Origin of the sequence: uncultured Parasphingopyxis sp., assembly GCF_937129435.1 — a bacterium.
Taxonomy (GTDB): Bacteria; Pseudomonadota; Alphaproteobacteria; order Sphingomonadales; family Sphingomonadaceae; genus Parasphingopyxis.
Map to the genome: position 1 here is coordinate 37,768 of NZ_CAKZNF010000074.1, position 15,092 is coordinate 52,859.

The 15,092-nt window shown below is 62.1% G+C and carries 17 protein-coding genes and 1 tRNA gene; 8 read left to right on the forward strand and 10 right to left on the reverse strand.

The features are described 5' to 3' along the window. Positions 1-2 precede the first annotated feature (2 nt). The 3 genes from Q0139_RS11870 to Q0139_RS11880 all read right to left on the reverse strand — a co-directional run bounded on the left by Q0139_RS11870 (position 3) and on the right by Q0139_RS11880 (position 1,932). Positions 3-512, reverse strand: coding sequence for a DUF421 domain-containing protein (locus Q0139_RS11870; protein ID WP_298022080.1), 510 nt, complete (start codon positions 510-512; stop codon positions 3-5). 52 nt (positions 513-564) lie between these two features. Further along, positions 565-1,164 carry an NAD(P)H:quinone oxidoreductase gene (gene wrbA / locus Q0139_RS11875; protein ID WP_298022082.1) on the reverse strand — a complete coding sequence of 200 codons (600 nt, stop codon included), beginning with the start codon at positions 1,162-1,164 and terminating at the stop codon, positions 565-567. Positions 1,165-1,233: 69 nt separating this feature from the next. Then, positions 1,234-1,932 (reverse strand): pirin family protein, encoded by a 699-nt coding sequence (locus Q0139_RS11880; RefSeq protein WP_298022089.1) that lies wholly within the window; start codon positions 1,930-1,932, stop codon positions 1,234-1,236. Positions 1,933-2,035: 103 nt separating this feature from the next. Between Q0139_RS11880 and Q0139_RS11885 the strand changes: the two genes are divergently transcribed. From Q0139_RS11885 to Q0139_RS11895, 3 genes are all read left to right on the forward strand, one after another. Then, the gene (locus Q0139_RS11885; protein WP_298022095.1) at positions 2,036-2,950 is read left to right on the forward strand and encodes a LysR family transcriptional regulator; all 915 of its coding nucleotides are present in this window, start codon (positions 2,036-2,038) and stop codon (positions 2,948-2,950) included. Positions 2,951-3,091: 141 nt separating this feature from the next. Continuing rightward, positions 3,092-3,793 (forward strand): response regulator transcription factor CtrA, encoded by a 702-nt coding sequence (gene ctrA / locus Q0139_RS11890; protein WP_298022099.1) that lies wholly within the window; start codon positions 3,092-3,094, stop codon positions 3,791-3,793. Positions 3,794-3,939: 146 nt separating this feature from the next. Next, positions 3,940-5,160 (forward strand): tetratricopeptide repeat protein, encoded by a 1,221-nt coding sequence (locus Q0139_RS11895; RefSeq protein ID WP_298022103.1) that lies wholly within the window; start codon positions 3,940-3,942, stop codon positions 5,158-5,160. A 5-nt stretch (positions 5,161-5,165) separates the two neighbouring features. On the opposite strand, the gene Q0139_RS11900 is transcribed toward Q0139_RS11895, so the two are convergent. Together Q0139_RS11900 and Q0139_RS11905 are read right to left on the reverse strand one after the other, a co-directional pair. Continuing rightward, entirely contained in the window at positions 5,166-5,930 is a 765-nt protein-coding gene (locus tag Q0139_RS11900; protein ID WP_298022107.1) for a glutaredoxin, read from the reverse strand. 10 nt (positions 5,931-5,940) lie between these two features. Further along, positions 5,941-6,450, reverse strand: a complete 510-nt coding sequence (locus Q0139_RS11905) for a DUF305 domain-containing protein (RefSeq protein ID WP_298022110.1) — start codon at positions 6,448-6,450, stop codon at positions 5,941-5,943. Between the two features lie 79 nt (positions 6,451-6,529). Between Q0139_RS11905 and Q0139_RS11910 the strand changes: the two genes are divergently transcribed. Genes Q0139_RS11910 through Q0139_RS11920 form a run of 3 tightly spaced genes read left to right on the forward strand, consistent with a single transcriptional unit; the run spans position 6,530 to position 9,574 of the window. Beyond that, entirely contained in the window at positions 6,530-6,802 is a 273-nt protein-coding gene (locus Q0139_RS11910; RefSeq protein WP_298022114.1) for a metal-sensitive transcriptional regulator, read from the forward strand. Between the two features lie 4 nt (positions 6,803-6,806). Then, positions 6,807-8,555 carry a copper resistance system multicopper oxidase gene (locus Q0139_RS11915; RefSeq protein ID WP_298022117.1) on the forward strand — a complete coding sequence of 583 codons (1,749 nt, stop codon included), beginning with the start codon at positions 6,807-6,809 and terminating at the stop codon, positions 8,553-8,555. Continuing rightward, entirely contained in the window at positions 8,552-9,574 is a 1,023-nt protein-coding gene (locus Q0139_RS11920; protein WP_298022120.1) for a copper resistance protein B, read from the forward strand. The genes Q0139_RS11915 and Q0139_RS11920 overlap by 4 nt, the downstream gene beginning before the upstream one ends. A 30-nt stretch (positions 9,575-9,604) precedes the next feature. Here Q0139_RS11920 and Q0139_RS11925 read toward each other — a convergent pair whose 3' ends face one another. The 4 genes from Q0139_RS11925 to Q0139_RS11940 all read right to left on the reverse strand — a co-directional run bounded on the left by Q0139_RS11925 (position 9,605) and on the right by Q0139_RS11940 (position 12,336). Further along, entirely contained in the window at positions 9,605-10,171 is a 567-nt protein-coding gene (locus tag Q0139_RS11925) for a 2OG-Fe(II) oxygenase (RefSeq protein WP_298022123.1), read from the reverse strand. A 128-nt stretch (positions 10,172-10,299) separates the two neighbouring features. Further along, entirely contained in the window at positions 10,300-11,148 is an 849-nt protein-coding gene (locus tag Q0139_RS11930) for a methyltransferase domain-containing protein (protein WP_298022125.1), read from the reverse strand. Beyond that, a complete protein-coding gene (locus Q0139_RS11935; RefSeq protein ID WP_367180748.1) occupies positions 11,138-11,962 on the reverse strand; it encodes a class I SAM-dependent methyltransferase in 825 nt (274 codons plus the stop codon). The genes Q0139_RS11930 and Q0139_RS11935 overlap by 11 nt, the downstream gene beginning before the upstream one ends. A 288-nt stretch (positions 11,963-12,250) precedes the next feature. Continuing rightward, a tRNA-Tyr gene (locus Q0139_RS11940) sits at positions 12,251-12,336 on the reverse strand. A gap of 98 nt (positions 12,337-12,434) precedes the next feature. Here Q0139_RS11940 and rlmB point away from each other — a divergent pair. Together rlmB and Q0139_RS11950 are read left to right on the forward strand one after the other, a co-directional pair. Next, entirely contained in the window at positions 12,435-13,181 is a 747-nt protein-coding gene (gene rlmB / locus Q0139_RS11945) for a 23S rRNA (guanosine(2251)-2'-O)-methyltransferase RlmB (protein ID WP_298022128.1), read from the forward strand. A gap of 44 nt (positions 13,182-13,225) precedes the next feature. Beyond that, entirely contained in the window at positions 13,226-14,110 is an 885-nt protein-coding gene (locus Q0139_RS11950; RefSeq protein WP_298022131.1) for a hypothetical protein, read from the forward strand. A 5-nt stretch (positions 14,111-14,115) separates the two neighbouring features. Here Q0139_RS11950 and Q0139_RS11955 read toward each other — a convergent pair whose 3' ends face one another. Beyond that, positions 14,116-14,883: an IS5 family transposase gene (locus Q0139_RS11955; RefSeq protein ID WP_298022133.1), complete on the reverse strand. Its 768-nt coding sequence runs from the start codon at positions 14,881-14,883 to the stop codon at positions 14,116-14,118. Between the last annotated feature and the right edge of the window lie 209 nt (positions 14,884-15,092).

Sequence of the window (15,092 nt, forward strand, 5' to 3'; positions counted from 1 at the left end):
TATCAGTCGAGATCTGCGGTCAATTCCTTGGCGACCTTTTCCTCGTGCAGGATCGAAATATCGCCCGTCGCCTCGAGCACGACATAGCGGACCTCTTCGAAATTCCCGGCATTGGCCTCGCGCATCTTAGCGATCACATCATTGCGGGAGACGCGGGTGCGGGTCAGCGCGTCCTCATCGAACACGCCGTCGCGCATCAGGATCGTCGGACGGTTGTCGACGAGCTTGCGGAACGGCTCAAAGCGCCGGCGCAGGCTGGCGAGAATCACCTGGAAGAGGAAAAGCGCCGCGATCGCAACCATCGACTGGGCAAAGCCTTTGAGGTCGGTCGCCACGGCGGCGTTGGCCAACAGCGAACCCGTCGCGATCGTCGCGACGAAATCGAATGCGGTCATCTTCGAGAAGGACCGGAGTCCCACGATCCGGGCGAGGATCAGAACCCATAGCAGCCCGGCGCCGGTCAGAATGGCGCCGCGCAGCACGGCATCGGTCAGCGGCGGATCGACAAACATCGCCCCAGCATAGAGAAGCGGCGGGGCGATGAAACCCCGCCGCCAGAATTGTTTAGGCGGAAAGTTTCGCCGCCGTTTCCGCGACCCGCTTGCCAAGGTAGCGCGCGCCGTCGAGATCGATGTCGCTCGGCTGGCGGCTGCCGTCGCCGCCCGCCAGCGTGCTGGCACCATAGGGTGAGCCGCCATGAGCGCCTTCCAGCGTCATCTGCTCCTGAAAGCCGTAATCGAGACCGACGATCGTCATGCCCATATGGAGCAGGTTGGTGATGGTGGAGAATTGCGTCATCTCCTGCCCGCCATGCTGGGTGGCGGTCGAGGTGAAGCTCGCGCCGACCTTCCCGATGAGCGCACCCGATTGCCACAGCTTGCCGGTGCGGTCCCAGAACGACGCCATCTGGCTCGACATCCGGCCGTAGCGCGTCGGCGTTCCGACGACGATCGCGTCATAGTTCTTCAGGTCGTCGACCTCGGCCACCGGATGGCCATGGTCCGACTTGAAACCCATCGCTTCGGCGACTTCCTTCGGCGCGGTTTCGGGCACGATCTTGATATCGACCTCCGCGCCGCCGTTGCGCGCGCCTTCGGCGACGGCTTCGGCCATTTGGCCGACATGGCCGTAAGAGGAATAGTAGAGGACGAGGACTTTGGTCATGAGATGATCTCCCTGTGTAGTGAAAAGAAAGGGCCGCCGGTCGGGGGGAAGACCGGCGGCCCGGGGGCGTCAGGCGGCGTCGACGAGGACGAGTTCGCTGTCCTCCAGCGCCTTCAGTGTGACGGTCGTACCGCCCGAGATCGCCGCGCCGTCACGGGCGGCGAATTCGTCATCATTGGCGGCGATGCGGCCCGTCGCGGGCACGAGATAGGCATGCCGCCCCTCGCCCACCGCATAGTCGAGGCTTTCGCCCGCCTTCAACGTCGCGCCGAGCACGCGAGCCGGCGTCTTGATCGGCAACGCGTCCGCGTCTTCGGCGAACCCGCTGGCGAGCGTCACCCAGCGACCCGAGCGATCGCCCTTGGGAAAGGGTTTGGCGCCCCAGGCGGGTTCGGCACCGGGTTGAGCCGTCTCGATCCAGATCTGGAACAGCGTGGTCATCTCGTCCTCGAGGTTATACTCGCTGTGGCGGACGCCATGGCCCGCACTCATTACCTGGACGTCGCCGGCCTCGGTCCGGCCGCGATTGCCCATGCTGTCTTCATGGGTAATCGCACCGGTGCGAACATAGGTCACGATTTCCATGTCGCGATGCGGGTGCGGCGGGAAGCCGGAGCCTGCAGCGATCTTGTCATCGTTCCAGACGCGGATCGTGCCCCAGCCCATGCGCTTCGGGTCGTAATAGTTGGCGAAGGAAAAATGGTGCCGGGCGTCGAGCCAGCCATGATCGGCATGGCCAAGGCTGTCGAAGGGACGTTTCTCGATCATCACTCGTCTCCTGTTGGCTGTAGGTTACAGCTGGTTGACAGCCGAGATAGGAGGGCGGCATAGGCTCATAAATAGAAACATTCGAAACCGATCGTTTCCAGTTATGAGCAAACTGCCCAACTTCGAGGCCATCGCGATCTTCGCCACCGTTGCCGAGCGGGGCAGCTTCAGCGCTGCGGCCGACGAACTCGGCATCACCAAGGCCACCGTCTCGAAAGCGATCTCCAAACTGGAAACGTCGCTCGGCACCACTTTGTTGCGCCGGACCTCGCGCCGTTTCTCGTTGACCGAGGCGGGACGCGAGGTGGCCGAGCATGGCCGCGCGCTGCGAGAGATGGGCGTCGACGCCGAGGAAGTCGCACGTGCCGATGCCGAGGCGCTTTCGGGCACGATCCGGATCGCGGCCCCGCTCGCTTTCGGCATCGCCACGCTTTCGCCGATGCTCGCCGAGTTCCAGCAGGCGCACCCCGCCATCCACCTCGATATCGATCTTTCCGATGCCCGGATCGACATCGTCGCCGACGGCTTCGACCTCGCGCTGCGGATCTCCAATCTGGAGGACAGCTCGCTACGCGCGCTGCGTCTCGGCGGCATCCGATCGCATCTCGTCGCCGCGCCGTCCTATCTCGAATCCGCGCCGTCGCTGCAGCACCCCCGTGACCTCCCGGCGCATCGCTGCATCACCTATGCCAACGCCTCGCAGCCGGAGATCTGGCATTTCGACGGGCCCGATGGCGAGGAGGAGACAGTGCGCGTCATCTCGGCGCTCTCGTGCAACGAGGGCAGCGCGATGCTGCCCTTCCTCCGCGCGGGGTTGGGAATCGCGATCCTGCCGCACTTCTTTCTCGACGAGGATCTGGCAAAGGGCAGTCTCGTCGACCTGCTGCCCGACTGGACGCGGACGACGCGCGATCTCAACCTGATCACCCCGCCCGGCCGCCACCGGCCGCGCCGCGTCGCCGCGCTCATTGAATTTCTGGAGCCAAGGCTGCGCAAGATTTGCCGCGAAACCGGGTGAGTCTTTTGCGCAACAGTTTCGCGACTCGTGGAGTTAACTGGCCTTTAACCTTTTGCCTTCATACCCCTCATGGTTAATGAATTGCACCGATCCGTTCGGGACGGCGTTCTCGTTCGGTGCCACAGTAAAGGGGTTTGCCTGATGCGCGTGCTGCTGATCGAAGACGAGCCGACCACGGCCAAAAGCATCGAGATGATGCTGACCACCGAGGGCTTTAACGTTTACACGACCGATCTGGGCGAAGAAGGCCTCGATCTGGGCAAGCTCTACGATTACGATATCATCCTGCTCGATCTGAATCTGCCGGACATGCACGGATACGACGTGCTGAAGAAGCTGCGCATTTCCAAGGTGCAGACGCCGGTCCTGATCCTGTCGGGCATTTCGGAAATGGACAGCAAGGTGCGCAGCTTCGGCTTCGGCGCCGACGATTACGTCACCAAGCCCTTCCACCGCGAAGAGCTGGTCGCCCGCATCCACGCCGTGGTGCGCCGCTCCAAGGGTCATTCGCAGTCGATCATCAAGACCGGCAAGCTCTCGGTCAATCTCGACGCCAAGACGGTCGAGGTCGACAGCAATCGCGTCCACCTGACGGGCAAGGAATATGCGATGCTCGAGCTGCTTTCGCTGCGCAAGGGCACGACGCTGACCAAGGAAATGTTCCTGAACCACCTGTATGGCGGCATGGACGAACCCGAACTCAAGATCATCGACGTCTTCATCTGCAAGCTGCGCAAGAAGCTCAGCCTGGCGGCGGACGGCGACAACTACATCGAGACCGTCTGGGGCCGCGGCTATGTGCTGCGCGATCCGGAAGAGGAAGAAGAGAAGAAGGTCGCTTAAGGCACCTTCACGCAACAGGACAAACGGGGCGGGCCGCGGAAGGAAACTTCCGCGGCCCATTCCGTTTGTAATCAACACTTTCGCCGCCCATCCAACCATGTCATGTTGGGATCGAAAGTAGCGGATTGTGAAGGCAAGTAGGACCTATGGCGAGATCGGCATTGGTGGCGCTATTGTTTGCGATGGCCATGGTTCAGGCTGTTTCCGCCACTGCTCAAAAGCAGCAGGAAGATCGTCTGACCACAGCCGCCGCGCTGACCGAGCAGGCACTCGAATTGTCCGGCTCCGGGAATGCCGCCGAGGCCGAAGGGCTTTTTCTTCGCGCTGTAGATATCTATCGCGAGGACGTTGGCGACGATCACGAATTCACGCTGATCGCGGAATATAATCTGGCGAACTTCTACAGCATCGCGGGCCGCTATGCCGAGGCCGAGGCGATCTGGAACCGGCTGGCCGCGTTGCCGGCCGGTCCGACCATGCAGAACTTCGATCCGCTGATCGTCGGTGGCGAACTCGCGACACTCTATCGTCGGCAAGGGCGTTATACAGAGGCGGACGAGACCATCCGGTCGGTCGTTGAGGCGCGGCTGGAATCCGACGGCCCGGATCACGAGGAGACACTGTTCGCGCAGGTCGTTATGGCGGGCATAGCGCATCTGCGCGGCGATTATGCCGCCGCCGAAGGGCAGTATCAGCACGTCATAGACCGCGGCGCAAGCGCCATCGGCCCGCGATCCTATCCCGTCCTCGTCGCGGCCGCCAATCTCGGCCTGATGTATGTCGAGCAACAGCGGTTCGCGGAAGCCGAACCCCTGATCCTTCATGCGGCGGAAGCCGCTCAAGCGGTCTATGGCCCGGACAATATCGACACGCTCACAACCCGGTCCAATATCGCGATGCTTTACGACGCGATGGAGCGGGACGAAGAAGCCGTCGAAGTCTATCGCGACGTGCTCGAACGATCGCGCGCCATGCTGGGTGCCGAACATCCGCAGACACTCATCACCGCGAACAATCTCGGGGCGCTGTATCGCGACCTGGGGCGTCTCGATGAGGCCGAAACACTTTTGTCCGCGACGCTGGAGTCGCGCGAGCGCATCCTTGGCGCGGATCATCCGCATTTCCAGTATACGCGGAACAACCTAGCGCTCATCTACCAAATGCGCGGCGATCTCGGCCGGGCGGACAGGCTCTTCCGGACGACGCTGGAATCCCGCCGGAATACGCTGGGTGTCGCGCACCGGGACACAGGGCTGTCAGCGGCCAATCTCGTCCGGCTGCACCTCGAAGAAGGCTATCGCGCAGAACAAGCCATCAGCCCTGCCCGCCTCATGGTCGAAAGCGTGCGGTCCCGCCGAGGCGGATAACTTCGCTAGCCCAGAACAGCCGGCTTCATAACCATCCACACCCCCATGCCGATCATGAACACGTTCTCCGTCAGCGAGATGAAGCCGAGCGGGACGTTGCTGTCGCCGCCGACGCACGCGCATTTGAGTTCGCGCTTGTCGACATAGACCGCCTTGAACACGCTGACGGCGCCGATGGTACCGATGACGAGCGCGATCGGCGCCGCGATCAGACCGAAAATCCCGCCGGCGATCATCAGCACGCCAGCCGCGCCCTCCCCGAACGGATAGACATAGCCATAGGGCACCCAGCGGCGGGCCAGCAGGTCGTAGTTGAGGAACATCGTCGAAAAGCTCTCGACGTCGCGCAGCTTGAGATAGGCTAGGCCGCACATGCTGAACGCGACGAACCATTCGGTCGTGCGCAGGCTGAACCACCGGCCTTCGGCAACAAAGGCAGCCGCGATAGCCATCAGCAACGTCATCGCGAACAGCGCAATCACCGGTTGGTAGGTCGTCTCGTCCGGATCCTTGACCGACTTGCCGAAATGCGCGCGAAGGTCGTCATAGCCGCCGACCCGCTCGCCATCGATGAAGGTCTGCGGCGTCGTCTTGACGTCGTGCTTCGCCTTGAATGCGTCGGTTTCCGCACGCGTTTCGAGGTGGTGATCCTCAACCTCGAAGCCCTCGCGCTGGAGCAGGTCGAGCGATTTGAGGCCGTAGGGGCAGACATGGTCGGGCATGACCATGCGATAAAGCTGGGCGGTTTTGATCTTGGTGGAATCGAGCATGAGAAGCTCCTCAGCCTTGGCTGTCGAATTCGGGGACCGGACGGGAAGCCGCCTCGGCCTCGGTAGTCGCGCGACCGTTTTCGGCAATGTCGTCGATCAGCCATTTCATCTCGTCGATCTCGCGGCGCTGGGCCCGGATGATCCCGTCGGCAAGTTCGCGGACGCGAATGTCCTCGATATTGGCCCGCTCGCTTGTCAGGATGGCGATCGAATGATGCGGGATCATGCCCTTCATATAGGCGGTGTCGGCGATCGTATCCTGGCTGCGCAGCGCGTAGAGCGAGCTTGCGAACAGCACCGCCGCTCCCGCGAAAATCGCGATATTGACGCGCGTCTTTTTGTACATGCCGAGCATGAAGGCGAGCATGACGACCGCCATCATCGCGCCCATATAGAGCGCCATCCAGAAGCGCGTCTCGCTGAACAAGACGTGATCGAGGGCGTAGGTGTTGAGGTACATCATGCCGAACATGATCACCGTCGAGGTGACGATCATGGCGGCGAAACGGGTATAGGACATCACGGAATCTTTCGGTTGCAAATCTTGCGGATTGCCCAACCATATACTATACCCCCCTCTAGTATCAAGGAGAGACCCGTTGCCCTGCAAGTTCGACAAGGAAATCGCGCGGATGAAGCGTATCGAGGGTCAGGCCCGCGGCATCGCGAAGATGATGGAGGGCGATCGCTATTGCATCGATATCCTCCAGCAGGTCACTGCCATGGAAGGCGCGCTGCGCGCCGCAAAGTCGAAGATCCTTTCGATCCATGCCGGCCATTGTGTCGAAGATGCGCTGCAAAGCGGCGACCCCGTCGAACAGCGGCAGAAATTTACCGAACTGGTCGACCTGTTCCAGAAAGCCGGAAAATAGCCTCATGACATCGCTGAAAAGACGAGACGTGCTGAACGGCGCGCTGGCGCTCGGAGGTTCGCTGGCTGCGACGAGCCTGTTGCCGGGATGGGCCCGCGCACAGAGCCATGCGCACCATCAACCCATGGCCCCCGCCTCCCCCGGTGTGCTTTCCGGCGAGGACATCGCGCTGTCGATCGGCGAGACGCCTTTTACCGTGGGCGGGCGCACCGGCCATGCCATCACCGTCAACGGCACGCTGCCCGCGCCGCTGATCCGATTGCGCGAGGGGCAGAATGTCCGCCTGTCGGTGACCAACCATCTCGACGAGGACAGTTCGATCCATTGGCACGGCCTGCTCCTGCCGTTCCAGATGGATGGGGTGCCCGGCATCTCCTTCCCCGGCATCCGGCCGCACGAGACCTTCGTATACGAATTCCCGGTGCGTCAGGCCGGCACCTATTGGTATCACAGCCATTCGAACCTGCAGGAGGCGATGGGGCATTACGGGCCGATCGTCATCGATCCGCATCACGATCCCGTCGCCTTCGACCGTGAACACGTTCTCGTGCTCTCGGACTGGAGCTTCATGCATCCGCACGCGATCATGGAACGGCTGAAACAGAGTCCCGACTATTTCAACCGGCAGCAGAACACGCTGTTCGACGGCCGCGAGATGAGTGCAGGCGAGCGTGCCATGTGGGGCGGCATGCGGATGATGCCGTCCGACATCGCCGACGTGACCGGCGCGACCTATACCTATCTGATCAACGGTCACGGTCCGCAGGAGAACTGGACCGGCCTGTTCGAACCGGGCGAGCGGGTGCGGCTGCGCATCATCAACGCCTCCGCAATGAGCATCTTCAACGTCCGTATTCCGGGCCTGCCGATGACGGTCGTCAACGCCGACGGCGAAAATGTCCGTCCGGTGGAAACCGATGAAATTCAGATGGGTGTCGCCGAAACCTATGACGTGATCGTCACGCCGCGCGACGGCGCCTACAGCTTTATCGCCGAGAGCATCGACCGTTCCGGCATGGCGCGCGCGACGCTGGCACCGCGCCAGGGCATGGAGGCCGCCGTCCCGCCGCTGCGCGAACGCCCGACGCTGACGATGCGCGACATGGGCATGGGCGGCATGGCGATGGGCGACATGGAGGGCATGGATCATTCCGCCATGGGCCACGACATGTCGGGCGATGCCGGTAGCGGGATGGATCATTCGATGCGCGAAGGCTCGGTCGCGCCGGAGGTGGACCTGAACCCCGGCGTCGACATGATCGCGCCGATGCCGGTCGACCGGACCGGAGATCGCGGCATCGGCCTCGACGATGTCGATCACCGCGTGCTCGTCTACACCGATCTTGTCGCGCTCGACGCCAATCCCGATCCGCGCCCGCCCAGCCGCGAACTCGAAATCCACCTGACCGGCAATATGGAGCGCTATATGTGGTCGTTCGACGGCCGCCGCTTCAGCGAGGTGGTCGAGCCGATCCGCTTTGCGCGCAACGAGCGGGTGCGGGTGAAACTCGTTAACGACACGATGATGACGCACCCGATCCACCTGCACGGCCATTTCTTCGAGGTGGTGAACGGCCATCCGGGCCGCCAGCCGCGCAAGCATACCGTCAACGTGCTTCCCGGCGGCTTCGTGCAGTTCGACCTGACCGCCGACGCGCCGGGCGACTGGGCGTTCCACTGTCACCTGCTGATGCACATGCATTCGGGGATGTTCAACGTCGTCACGGTGCGGCCGATGGGAGATGCCGCATGATCCGGCACCTCCTCCTCCTCGCCTCCACCCTGATACCCGCGCCGCTGCTCGCCCAGCATGAGGGGCACGACATGTCGGGCCATGACGGTCACGCCATGGAGCGGCCCGCCGACCCGCATGCCGGCCACGCCATCCCGATGGAGCCGGCCGCCGGAAGCGAAGATGCGCACGCCGGTCACGGTTCGATGGATCACGAGACGATGGACCATGGATCGATGGACCACGGCTCAATGAGGCACGAGGAGATGGATCACGGCGCTCCTGCCCTGCCCCGCTCCGGCCCGCCTCCCGAAGCATTTAGCGGCCCCGAGCACGCGGCCGACGGGCTCTTCCCGCCCGCCGAGATGGCCGAAACACGCGATCAACTCCGCCGCAACCAGGGCGGGATGACGACACACCTTTTCATGTTCGACCGGCTCGAAGCGCAGATCACGGAGGGCGAGGACATCTATCTGTGGGACGCGAACATCTGGTTCGGCGGTGACATCGACAAATTCTGGGTCAAGAGCGAGGGCGAGGGCGAATTCGGCGGATCGTTCGAGGAAGCCGAAACCCAGGCACTGTGGAGCCATGCCATCGGCCCCTATTTCGACCTCCAGACCGGCGCCCGATACGACATCCGCAACGATGGCCCCGATACCGCGCATCTCGTGCTCGGCGTCCAGGGGGTCGCACCCTATTGGTTCGAGATCGATGCCGCAGCGTTTCTTTCCGACGAAGGCGACGTGACGGCGCGCTTCGAAGCAGAATACGACCAGCGGCTGACCCAACGCCTGATCCTGCAACCGCGTTTCGAGGCGAGCTTGTCCGCGCAGGACATCCCCGAACTCGGCATCGGCGCGGGACTGTCGAACGTCGAGGCGGGGCTAAGGCTGCGCTACGAGATCGCTCGCGAATTCGCGCCATATGTCGGTGTCGAATGGCACCGCGACATCGGCGACACGGCTGACTTCACGCGCGCTACCGGCGGCGATCCGGATCGCTGGGTCTTTCTCGCGGGCGTTCGGGCCTGGTTCTAGAGAAGTCCAGCGGCACAAGGCCCTGCGTCGTCAGACAGCGTGGCCGTCGTGCCAGTTCTTGTCGAAGGTGTAGAAGCAGCTGTGCGTGTAGCGCATGCCCGAGGTGATCTTCTTCACCCCGTGCAGATATTCGTGCGTCGAGGGGAAGAAGGCCATCATCCGCGGCTTTATCTGCGGTTGCAGGCCCAGCGTCGGGAAATGAATCTCGCCGCCTTCGAATTCGTCGTTCAGATAGATGATCGAAGCGAAGGCACGCCACGGAAATTCGTTCGGCCGGCCGTCGGGTTGCTCGCAATCCGCGTGCGGCGCCTGATCGTCGCCCGGTTTCCAACGGACCATCTGCAGCGTATCGGCATAGACCGGTTCGGTGATCTCGTAATCCTTCTTGATCGCCTTGGCCGCGCGCTTGCGGAGCCGCTCCATCAGCCGCAGCACCTTGGGCGGCATGCTCCGCGGATTGATCATCCGGCCATACCAGACGTCGTTTTCCGGCAGGTAGGTTTCCCATGCCGCATTGGGTGACTTGGCGTAGAACAGCAGTTGCTTGCGCTCCTGTTCGGTGATGAAGTTCTCGCGGATCCCGACCGGTTTTCCCACTAGTGAACGCGCTGTAAGCATGGCGCCCTGATCCCCATCCCGATTTATTGAGTTAGGAGGGTCTTAGTCCATCGCCTTTTCAATTGACTAGTCCCAATCGACGCCATGCGGAGCGGGACGCGGCGCGTTCAGCTCCGCTTGCGATAGTGCATGATGCCCCAGGCCAGGCGACCGGCGGCCGCACCATCGACCCAGTGCTTCAATCCGGCGAGCATTCGGTCGCGAAATGCGGCGTCGATGCCCTCTTCCGCAGCCCGTTCGGCCAGTTCCTCGCGCACGCGCGCATAGTGATTGCCGAGCTGATCGGTCAGCTTTTCGACCTCGATCTTCTCGAACCCGCGCTTGCCGAGCGCTTCGTCGTAAAAGCCGAACGAAGCCAGATCGGGCAGGTGGATGCGGTCGTAGATCGGCTGGAGCGCTTCGCGGTCTTCAAGGCCGTCGGCCTGCATCGGATCGGTGAAGATCAACTCGCCGCCCGGCTTCAATACGCGCGCCACCTCGTCGAGCACAGCCAGGCGATCGGGCGCGTGCAGGATCGCATCCTGGCTCCACGCAATGTCGAAGCTGGAATCGTCGAATATCATATTGTCGAACGAACCGCCGACGATCTTGATCCTGTCGCCAAGCCCGGCCTCTTTGGTCAGCGCCCGGTTCCGCTCGTTTTCCACGGACGAGAGATTGATGCACGTGACATGCGCGCCATATTCGCCGGCAAGCACGCGCGCCGCTCCGCCATAGCCGGCGCCGAGATCGACGACGCTCTTGCCCGAAATGTCGCCAAGCTTTCCGGCCATCCGATCGACTGTCCGGCGGCTGGCGACCGCGATGTCGGTCTTGCCGTCATACAGGCCGACATGGATATCCTCACCGCCCCAGATGGCACTGTAGAAGGAATCGGCCTCTTCGCTGTCATAATAGTCGCGGGCGACGCCAACGCCTTCGTCATAGTTCGAGGCAGCGGTCCGATTATCGGTCATATTCTTTCTCCGCGAGATGCACGAAGAAGTCGGGATCGGACTCCTCGCCCTCCTCCATGAAATCGCCATAGCTATGCAGTTTCTGGAACCCCGCTTCCCGCAGAAGGTCGCGCACGTAATTCTTCCGCAGCGGGAACATGTTCAGGTTGTGCTTCGATCCGTCCGGGAAGGTATATTCGAAGCGTGCGAGCCCCTCATCCACATGGACGGGCTCGGCCGTCACCTGGTCGCCGCAATAATAATATTTGTGCTTGGTGCTGAAGCCGTTGTCGAGGATCCCGTCATAGTTGCGCTGATCGATGATCAGGATGCCGTCATGCTTTAGCGCGGCATAGAATTCGGCCAGCGCCCGGCGGCGGTCATGCTCGTCGAACAGATGGGTGAAGCTGTTGCCGAGGCAGATGATCGCGTCGAACTTGCCGTGGACGTCCTTGTTGAGCTTGCGCCAGTCGGCATGGACGGTCTTGAGCACCACGCCGTGCTCGCGGCCGTTGTCGAACGCCTTTGCGAGCATCTCCGCAGACCCATCGGCCGAAGTCACGTCGAACCCCGCCTTGGCGAGCTGGATCGAGTGAAAGCCCGTGCCGGCCGCGACGTCGAGCACGCTGTGCTTGCCGCGCGCCTTCAGCACATCGATGAAGAAGCGTCCCTCGCTCTCGGCGCGGCTCTTCCAGTCGATCAGCTCGTCCCACTTGTCGACGAAACCGCGAATATATTCGGAGACATATTTGTCAGATTCCCGGACGGCGGTCGGATCGTCCCCGTAATCCTGTCTTTCGTCCGGCTGAAATACGACGGTTTTGTTGGGCGTGATCGCTCTTCTCCCTTTTGGCTTTTCCTGCGCTTGCGATGATACCCGGCACGACCCCTGTTAGGGTGAACAGCCGCGGCGGCGAGGGTTCTATCCTATGGGCTGGGCGACGGCTTGGCTACCGGATCGCGAAATTTCTTGTCGCAGTGCAGCAAACTTTCCCGCTAAGTCATTGCGGACGGACGCCAATCCAGCCAAAATGAATTTAGATAGCTGCGGACGAAAGGCCCTCGCTTGCGATCTGGAGATTACGGGAGAATGTCTCCCGGACATTCTCATATTCCGGAAAACTGGTGGACGGGGCTGGATTCGAACCAGCGTACGCTAACGCGGGCAGATTTACAGTCTGCTGCCTTTAACCACTCGGCCACCCGTCCATTCCAGGAGGCCTTGGCGCCGTGCGGCGCGGCAAGAGGGCGGCTCAATGGCGAAACGCCGCTTGCCTGTCAACGCCGCGCTGTGGAAAGGGTTGCCGATGGCAAAACGACGCAAGGCAAAGCAGCGCGACGCGCGGCACCCGAGGCTCTGGGGACGGCATGCCGTGGAGGCCGCGCTGGCCAATCCGGCGCGGCGCTTCCGCAAGATCTGGGCGACGCATGAGGCACTGGCGGAACTCGATATGCCAGAGGGGTTGCCGGTCGAAATCGCCGGCGTGCAGGATCTGGCTCGCCATGTTCCGCACGACGCCCCGCACCAAGGAATCGTCGCCGAGGTCGAGCCGCTCGAAGACATCGCCATCGAGGACCTGCTCGACGGCGCGGCTGATGGCCGGCCTCTCGTCGTTCTCGATCAGGTGACCGATCCGCACAATGCCGGCGCGATCATGCGTTCCGCCGTTGCATTCGATGCGCTGGGGATCGTCACGCAGGACAGGCACGCGCCGCCGGAATCAGGCGCGCTCGCCAAGGCGGCGTCGGGCGCGCTCGAGATCTTGCCCTGGTGCCGGGTCGTCAATCTTTCGCGCGCGCTCGACCAGATGGCCGATGCCGGGTTCTGGCGCATCGGGCTAGCCGGCGAGACCGATATGACGATCGGCGAAGCGCTCGGTCCGGCCAAGGTAGCACTTGTGCTGGGCGCCGAGGGAGAGGGCCTGCGTCCGAATGTCGCCCAGCATTGCGATGCCCTTGCACGGCTGCCGATTTCCGACCGGATGGAGAGTTTGAACGTATCCAATGCCGCAGCGATCGCGCTATATGCGGCGCGAGAGGGGAACGGGTCATGACGCTTCCGATTCGCTTGATTTTCGTTCTGTTGGCACCGCTTTTTATGACCGGTTGTTTCCTGACACCGGGCGATTTCGAATCCGAGCTCACGATCGAGAATAGCGGCCAGTTCACCTTCGCCTATCGAGGGGAGATCGTCCTCAATCTGCCGAACCGCGCTGGCTCGAACACCTATGATGTCGAGGCCATCTACGCCGATATTGAGCCGACCTGCTATAATGAACCCGCAACGGTTGCCGAACCGGATGCGGTTGTCGAACCAGATACGGCCGCCGACGCGGCGGATGGAGCCGACGACTGGTCGATCGGCATTCCCGACACCGCCTATGAGCCTCGTGAATGCACGCCGGAGGAAATTGCCGAACAAAGGGCCGAATGGCAGGAAACGATCGACGCCATGCGCGAGAATGAACAGCGTCAGGCCACGATCATGATGCAGTTGCTCGGCGGCATTAATATCGATGACGATGAAACGATGCGCGCCTATGCCGCCAGGCTGCAACAGCAGCGCGGATGGAATTCTGTCGTCTATCGGGGCAATCGCGTTTTCGAAGTCGATTACCGGATTACCGGCAGCGTCGATCAGGGCTTCGTCTTTCCCGTGCTCGACGGTTTCGAGGTTTCGCAGCCGATGGTCGTGATCACGGCGGCCGAGGACGGCACCGTCCGCGTCCAGGCCCCCGGATTCGCCAGCGATCGTGGGCTGGCCGGCATGATGCTGCTGTCCGGCATGGGAGAGATGGCCGACGCGGAAAGTCCTGTGCAAACGACCGCCAACGGCCGCTTCGTCGTAAGGACGAACGGCGATATTCGGACGAACAACACCGAAAACGGCCCGGCCGACGAAGCTGGAATGCGGGTATTGGCCTGGATGGTGGATGGGCTGTCGCGGCCCAAGCCGGAGACGCTGATCCGGCTTTCGCGCTAGAGAGCTTAGGTCACCGACTCATTATGCCGCAACCATATTCTGATGGAAGCGAGCTGGACTGAGGCGAGATAGTTATCGTCGCGCTTGTCGAAACGTGTGGCGATGGCCCTGAAGTGTTTGAGTTTGTTAAAGAAGCGTTCGATCAGGTTGCGATAGCGATAGAGGAACGGGCTGAACGCTGATCGGCGGACCCGCTGTGGCATGGGCGGGATGTTGGCGAAAGCGCCCTTGTTTGCGATGGCCTCGCGCAGCTTATCGGCATCGTAGGCGCGGTCTGCCAGCAGGATCGAACCGGGCACGAGCGTGTCGAGCATCAGGTGCGCGCTGTGTCCGTCATAGGCTTGGCCTTCGCTCAGGCGCAGGCCAATCGGCAAGCCATTGGCATCGACCATGGCGTGGATCTTGGTGGTCAGCCCGCCGCGCGAGCGACCCATGCAACGGGTCTTCCGTCTTTTTTGGGCGTTGCCACCATGTTGGTGAACGCGGATCGAGGAACTGTCGATTATCTGGATATCGCCTTCATACGCCGCTGATACAGCACCCAATATCCGCGCCCAATGGCCAGCCTTGCGCCATCGGATTAAGCGGTTCACGCACGTCGTATACGGCCCATAGCGTGCCGGTATATCCGCCCATGGCGCGCCCGTGCGCAGTCGCCAGAATATCCCGTTCAATACCCGCCGGTCGTCGACCCGCTTAACCCCGCGAACCTTCGTCGGCAGCAAAGGCTGCATCACCGACCGTTCAAAATCCGTCAGATCAAAACGTCCCATCAGCGTCTCCCTTCTCGGAAAAACACTGAATCAGAACTCTCGCCTCTTGTGAATCCCAGTTATGGGTATGCGACCTAGGGCCAGGCCCCATAAAGTGGATTCCCAAATGCTCTGACCTGTGATTCAAGCTCTTTGGAAGGAGAGCAAGAATGGCAGGCGAGTTCTGGTTGAGCGAAGATCAGTTTGCGCGGTTGCAGCCGCTTTTGCCG

Bases quoted from the DNA above. Each gene is read 5' to 3' on its own strand.
- Q0139_RS11915 (WP_298022117.1), top strand. From the start codon at position 6,807: ATGACATCGCTGAAAAGACGAGACGTGCTGAACGGCGCGCTGGCGCTC.
- Q0139_RS11950 (WP_298022131.1), top strand. From the start codon at position 13,226: ATGACCGGTTGTTTCCTGACACCGGGCGATTTCGAATCCGAGCTCACG.
- wrbA (WP_298022082.1), bottom strand. From the start codon at position 1,164: ATGACCAAAGTCCTCGTCCTCTACTATTCCTCTTACGGCCATGTCGGC.
- Q0139_RS11885 (WP_298022095.1), top strand. From the start codon at position 2,036: ATGAGCAAACTGCCCAACTTCGAGGCCATCGCGATCTTCGCCACCGTT.
- Q0139_RS11870 (WP_298022080.1), bottom strand. From the start codon at position 512: ATGTTTGTCGATCCGCCGCTGACCGATGCCGTGCTGCGCGGCGCCATT.
- rlmB (WP_298022128.1), top strand. From the start codon at position 12,435: ATGGCAAAACGACGCAAGGCAAAGCAGCGCGACGCGCGGCACCCGAGG.
- Q0139_RS11930 (WP_298022125.1), bottom strand. From the start codon at position 11,148: ATGACCGATAATCGGACCGCTGCCTCGAACTATGACGAAGGCGTTGGC.
- Q0139_RS11905 (WP_298022110.1), bottom strand. From the start codon at position 6,450: ATGTCCTATACCCGTTTCGCCGCCATGATCGTCACCTCGACGGTGATC.
- Q0139_RS11900 (WP_298022107.1), bottom strand. From the start codon at position 5,930: ATGCTCGATTCCACCAAGATCAAAACCGCCCAGCTTTATCGCATGGTC.
- Q0139_RS11880 (WP_298022089.1), bottom strand. From the start codon at position 1,932: ATGATCGAGAAACGTCCCTTCGACAGCCTTGGCCATGCCGATCATGGC.
- ctrA (WP_298022099.1), top strand. From the start codon at position 3,092: ATGCGCGTGCTGCTGATCGAAGACGAGCCGACCACGGCCAAAAGCATC.
- Q0139_RS11895 (WP_298022103.1), top strand. From the start codon at position 3,940: ATGGCGAGATCGGCATTGGTGGCGCTATTGTTTGCGATGGCCATGGTT.
- Q0139_RS11955 (WP_298022133.1), bottom strand. From the start codon at position 14,883: ATGGGACGTTTTGATCTGACGGATTTTGAACGGTCGGTGATGCAGCCT.
- Q0139_RS11920 (WP_298022120.1), top strand. From the start codon at position 8,552: ATGATCCGGCACCTCCTCCTCCTCGCCTCCACCCTGATACCCGCGCCG.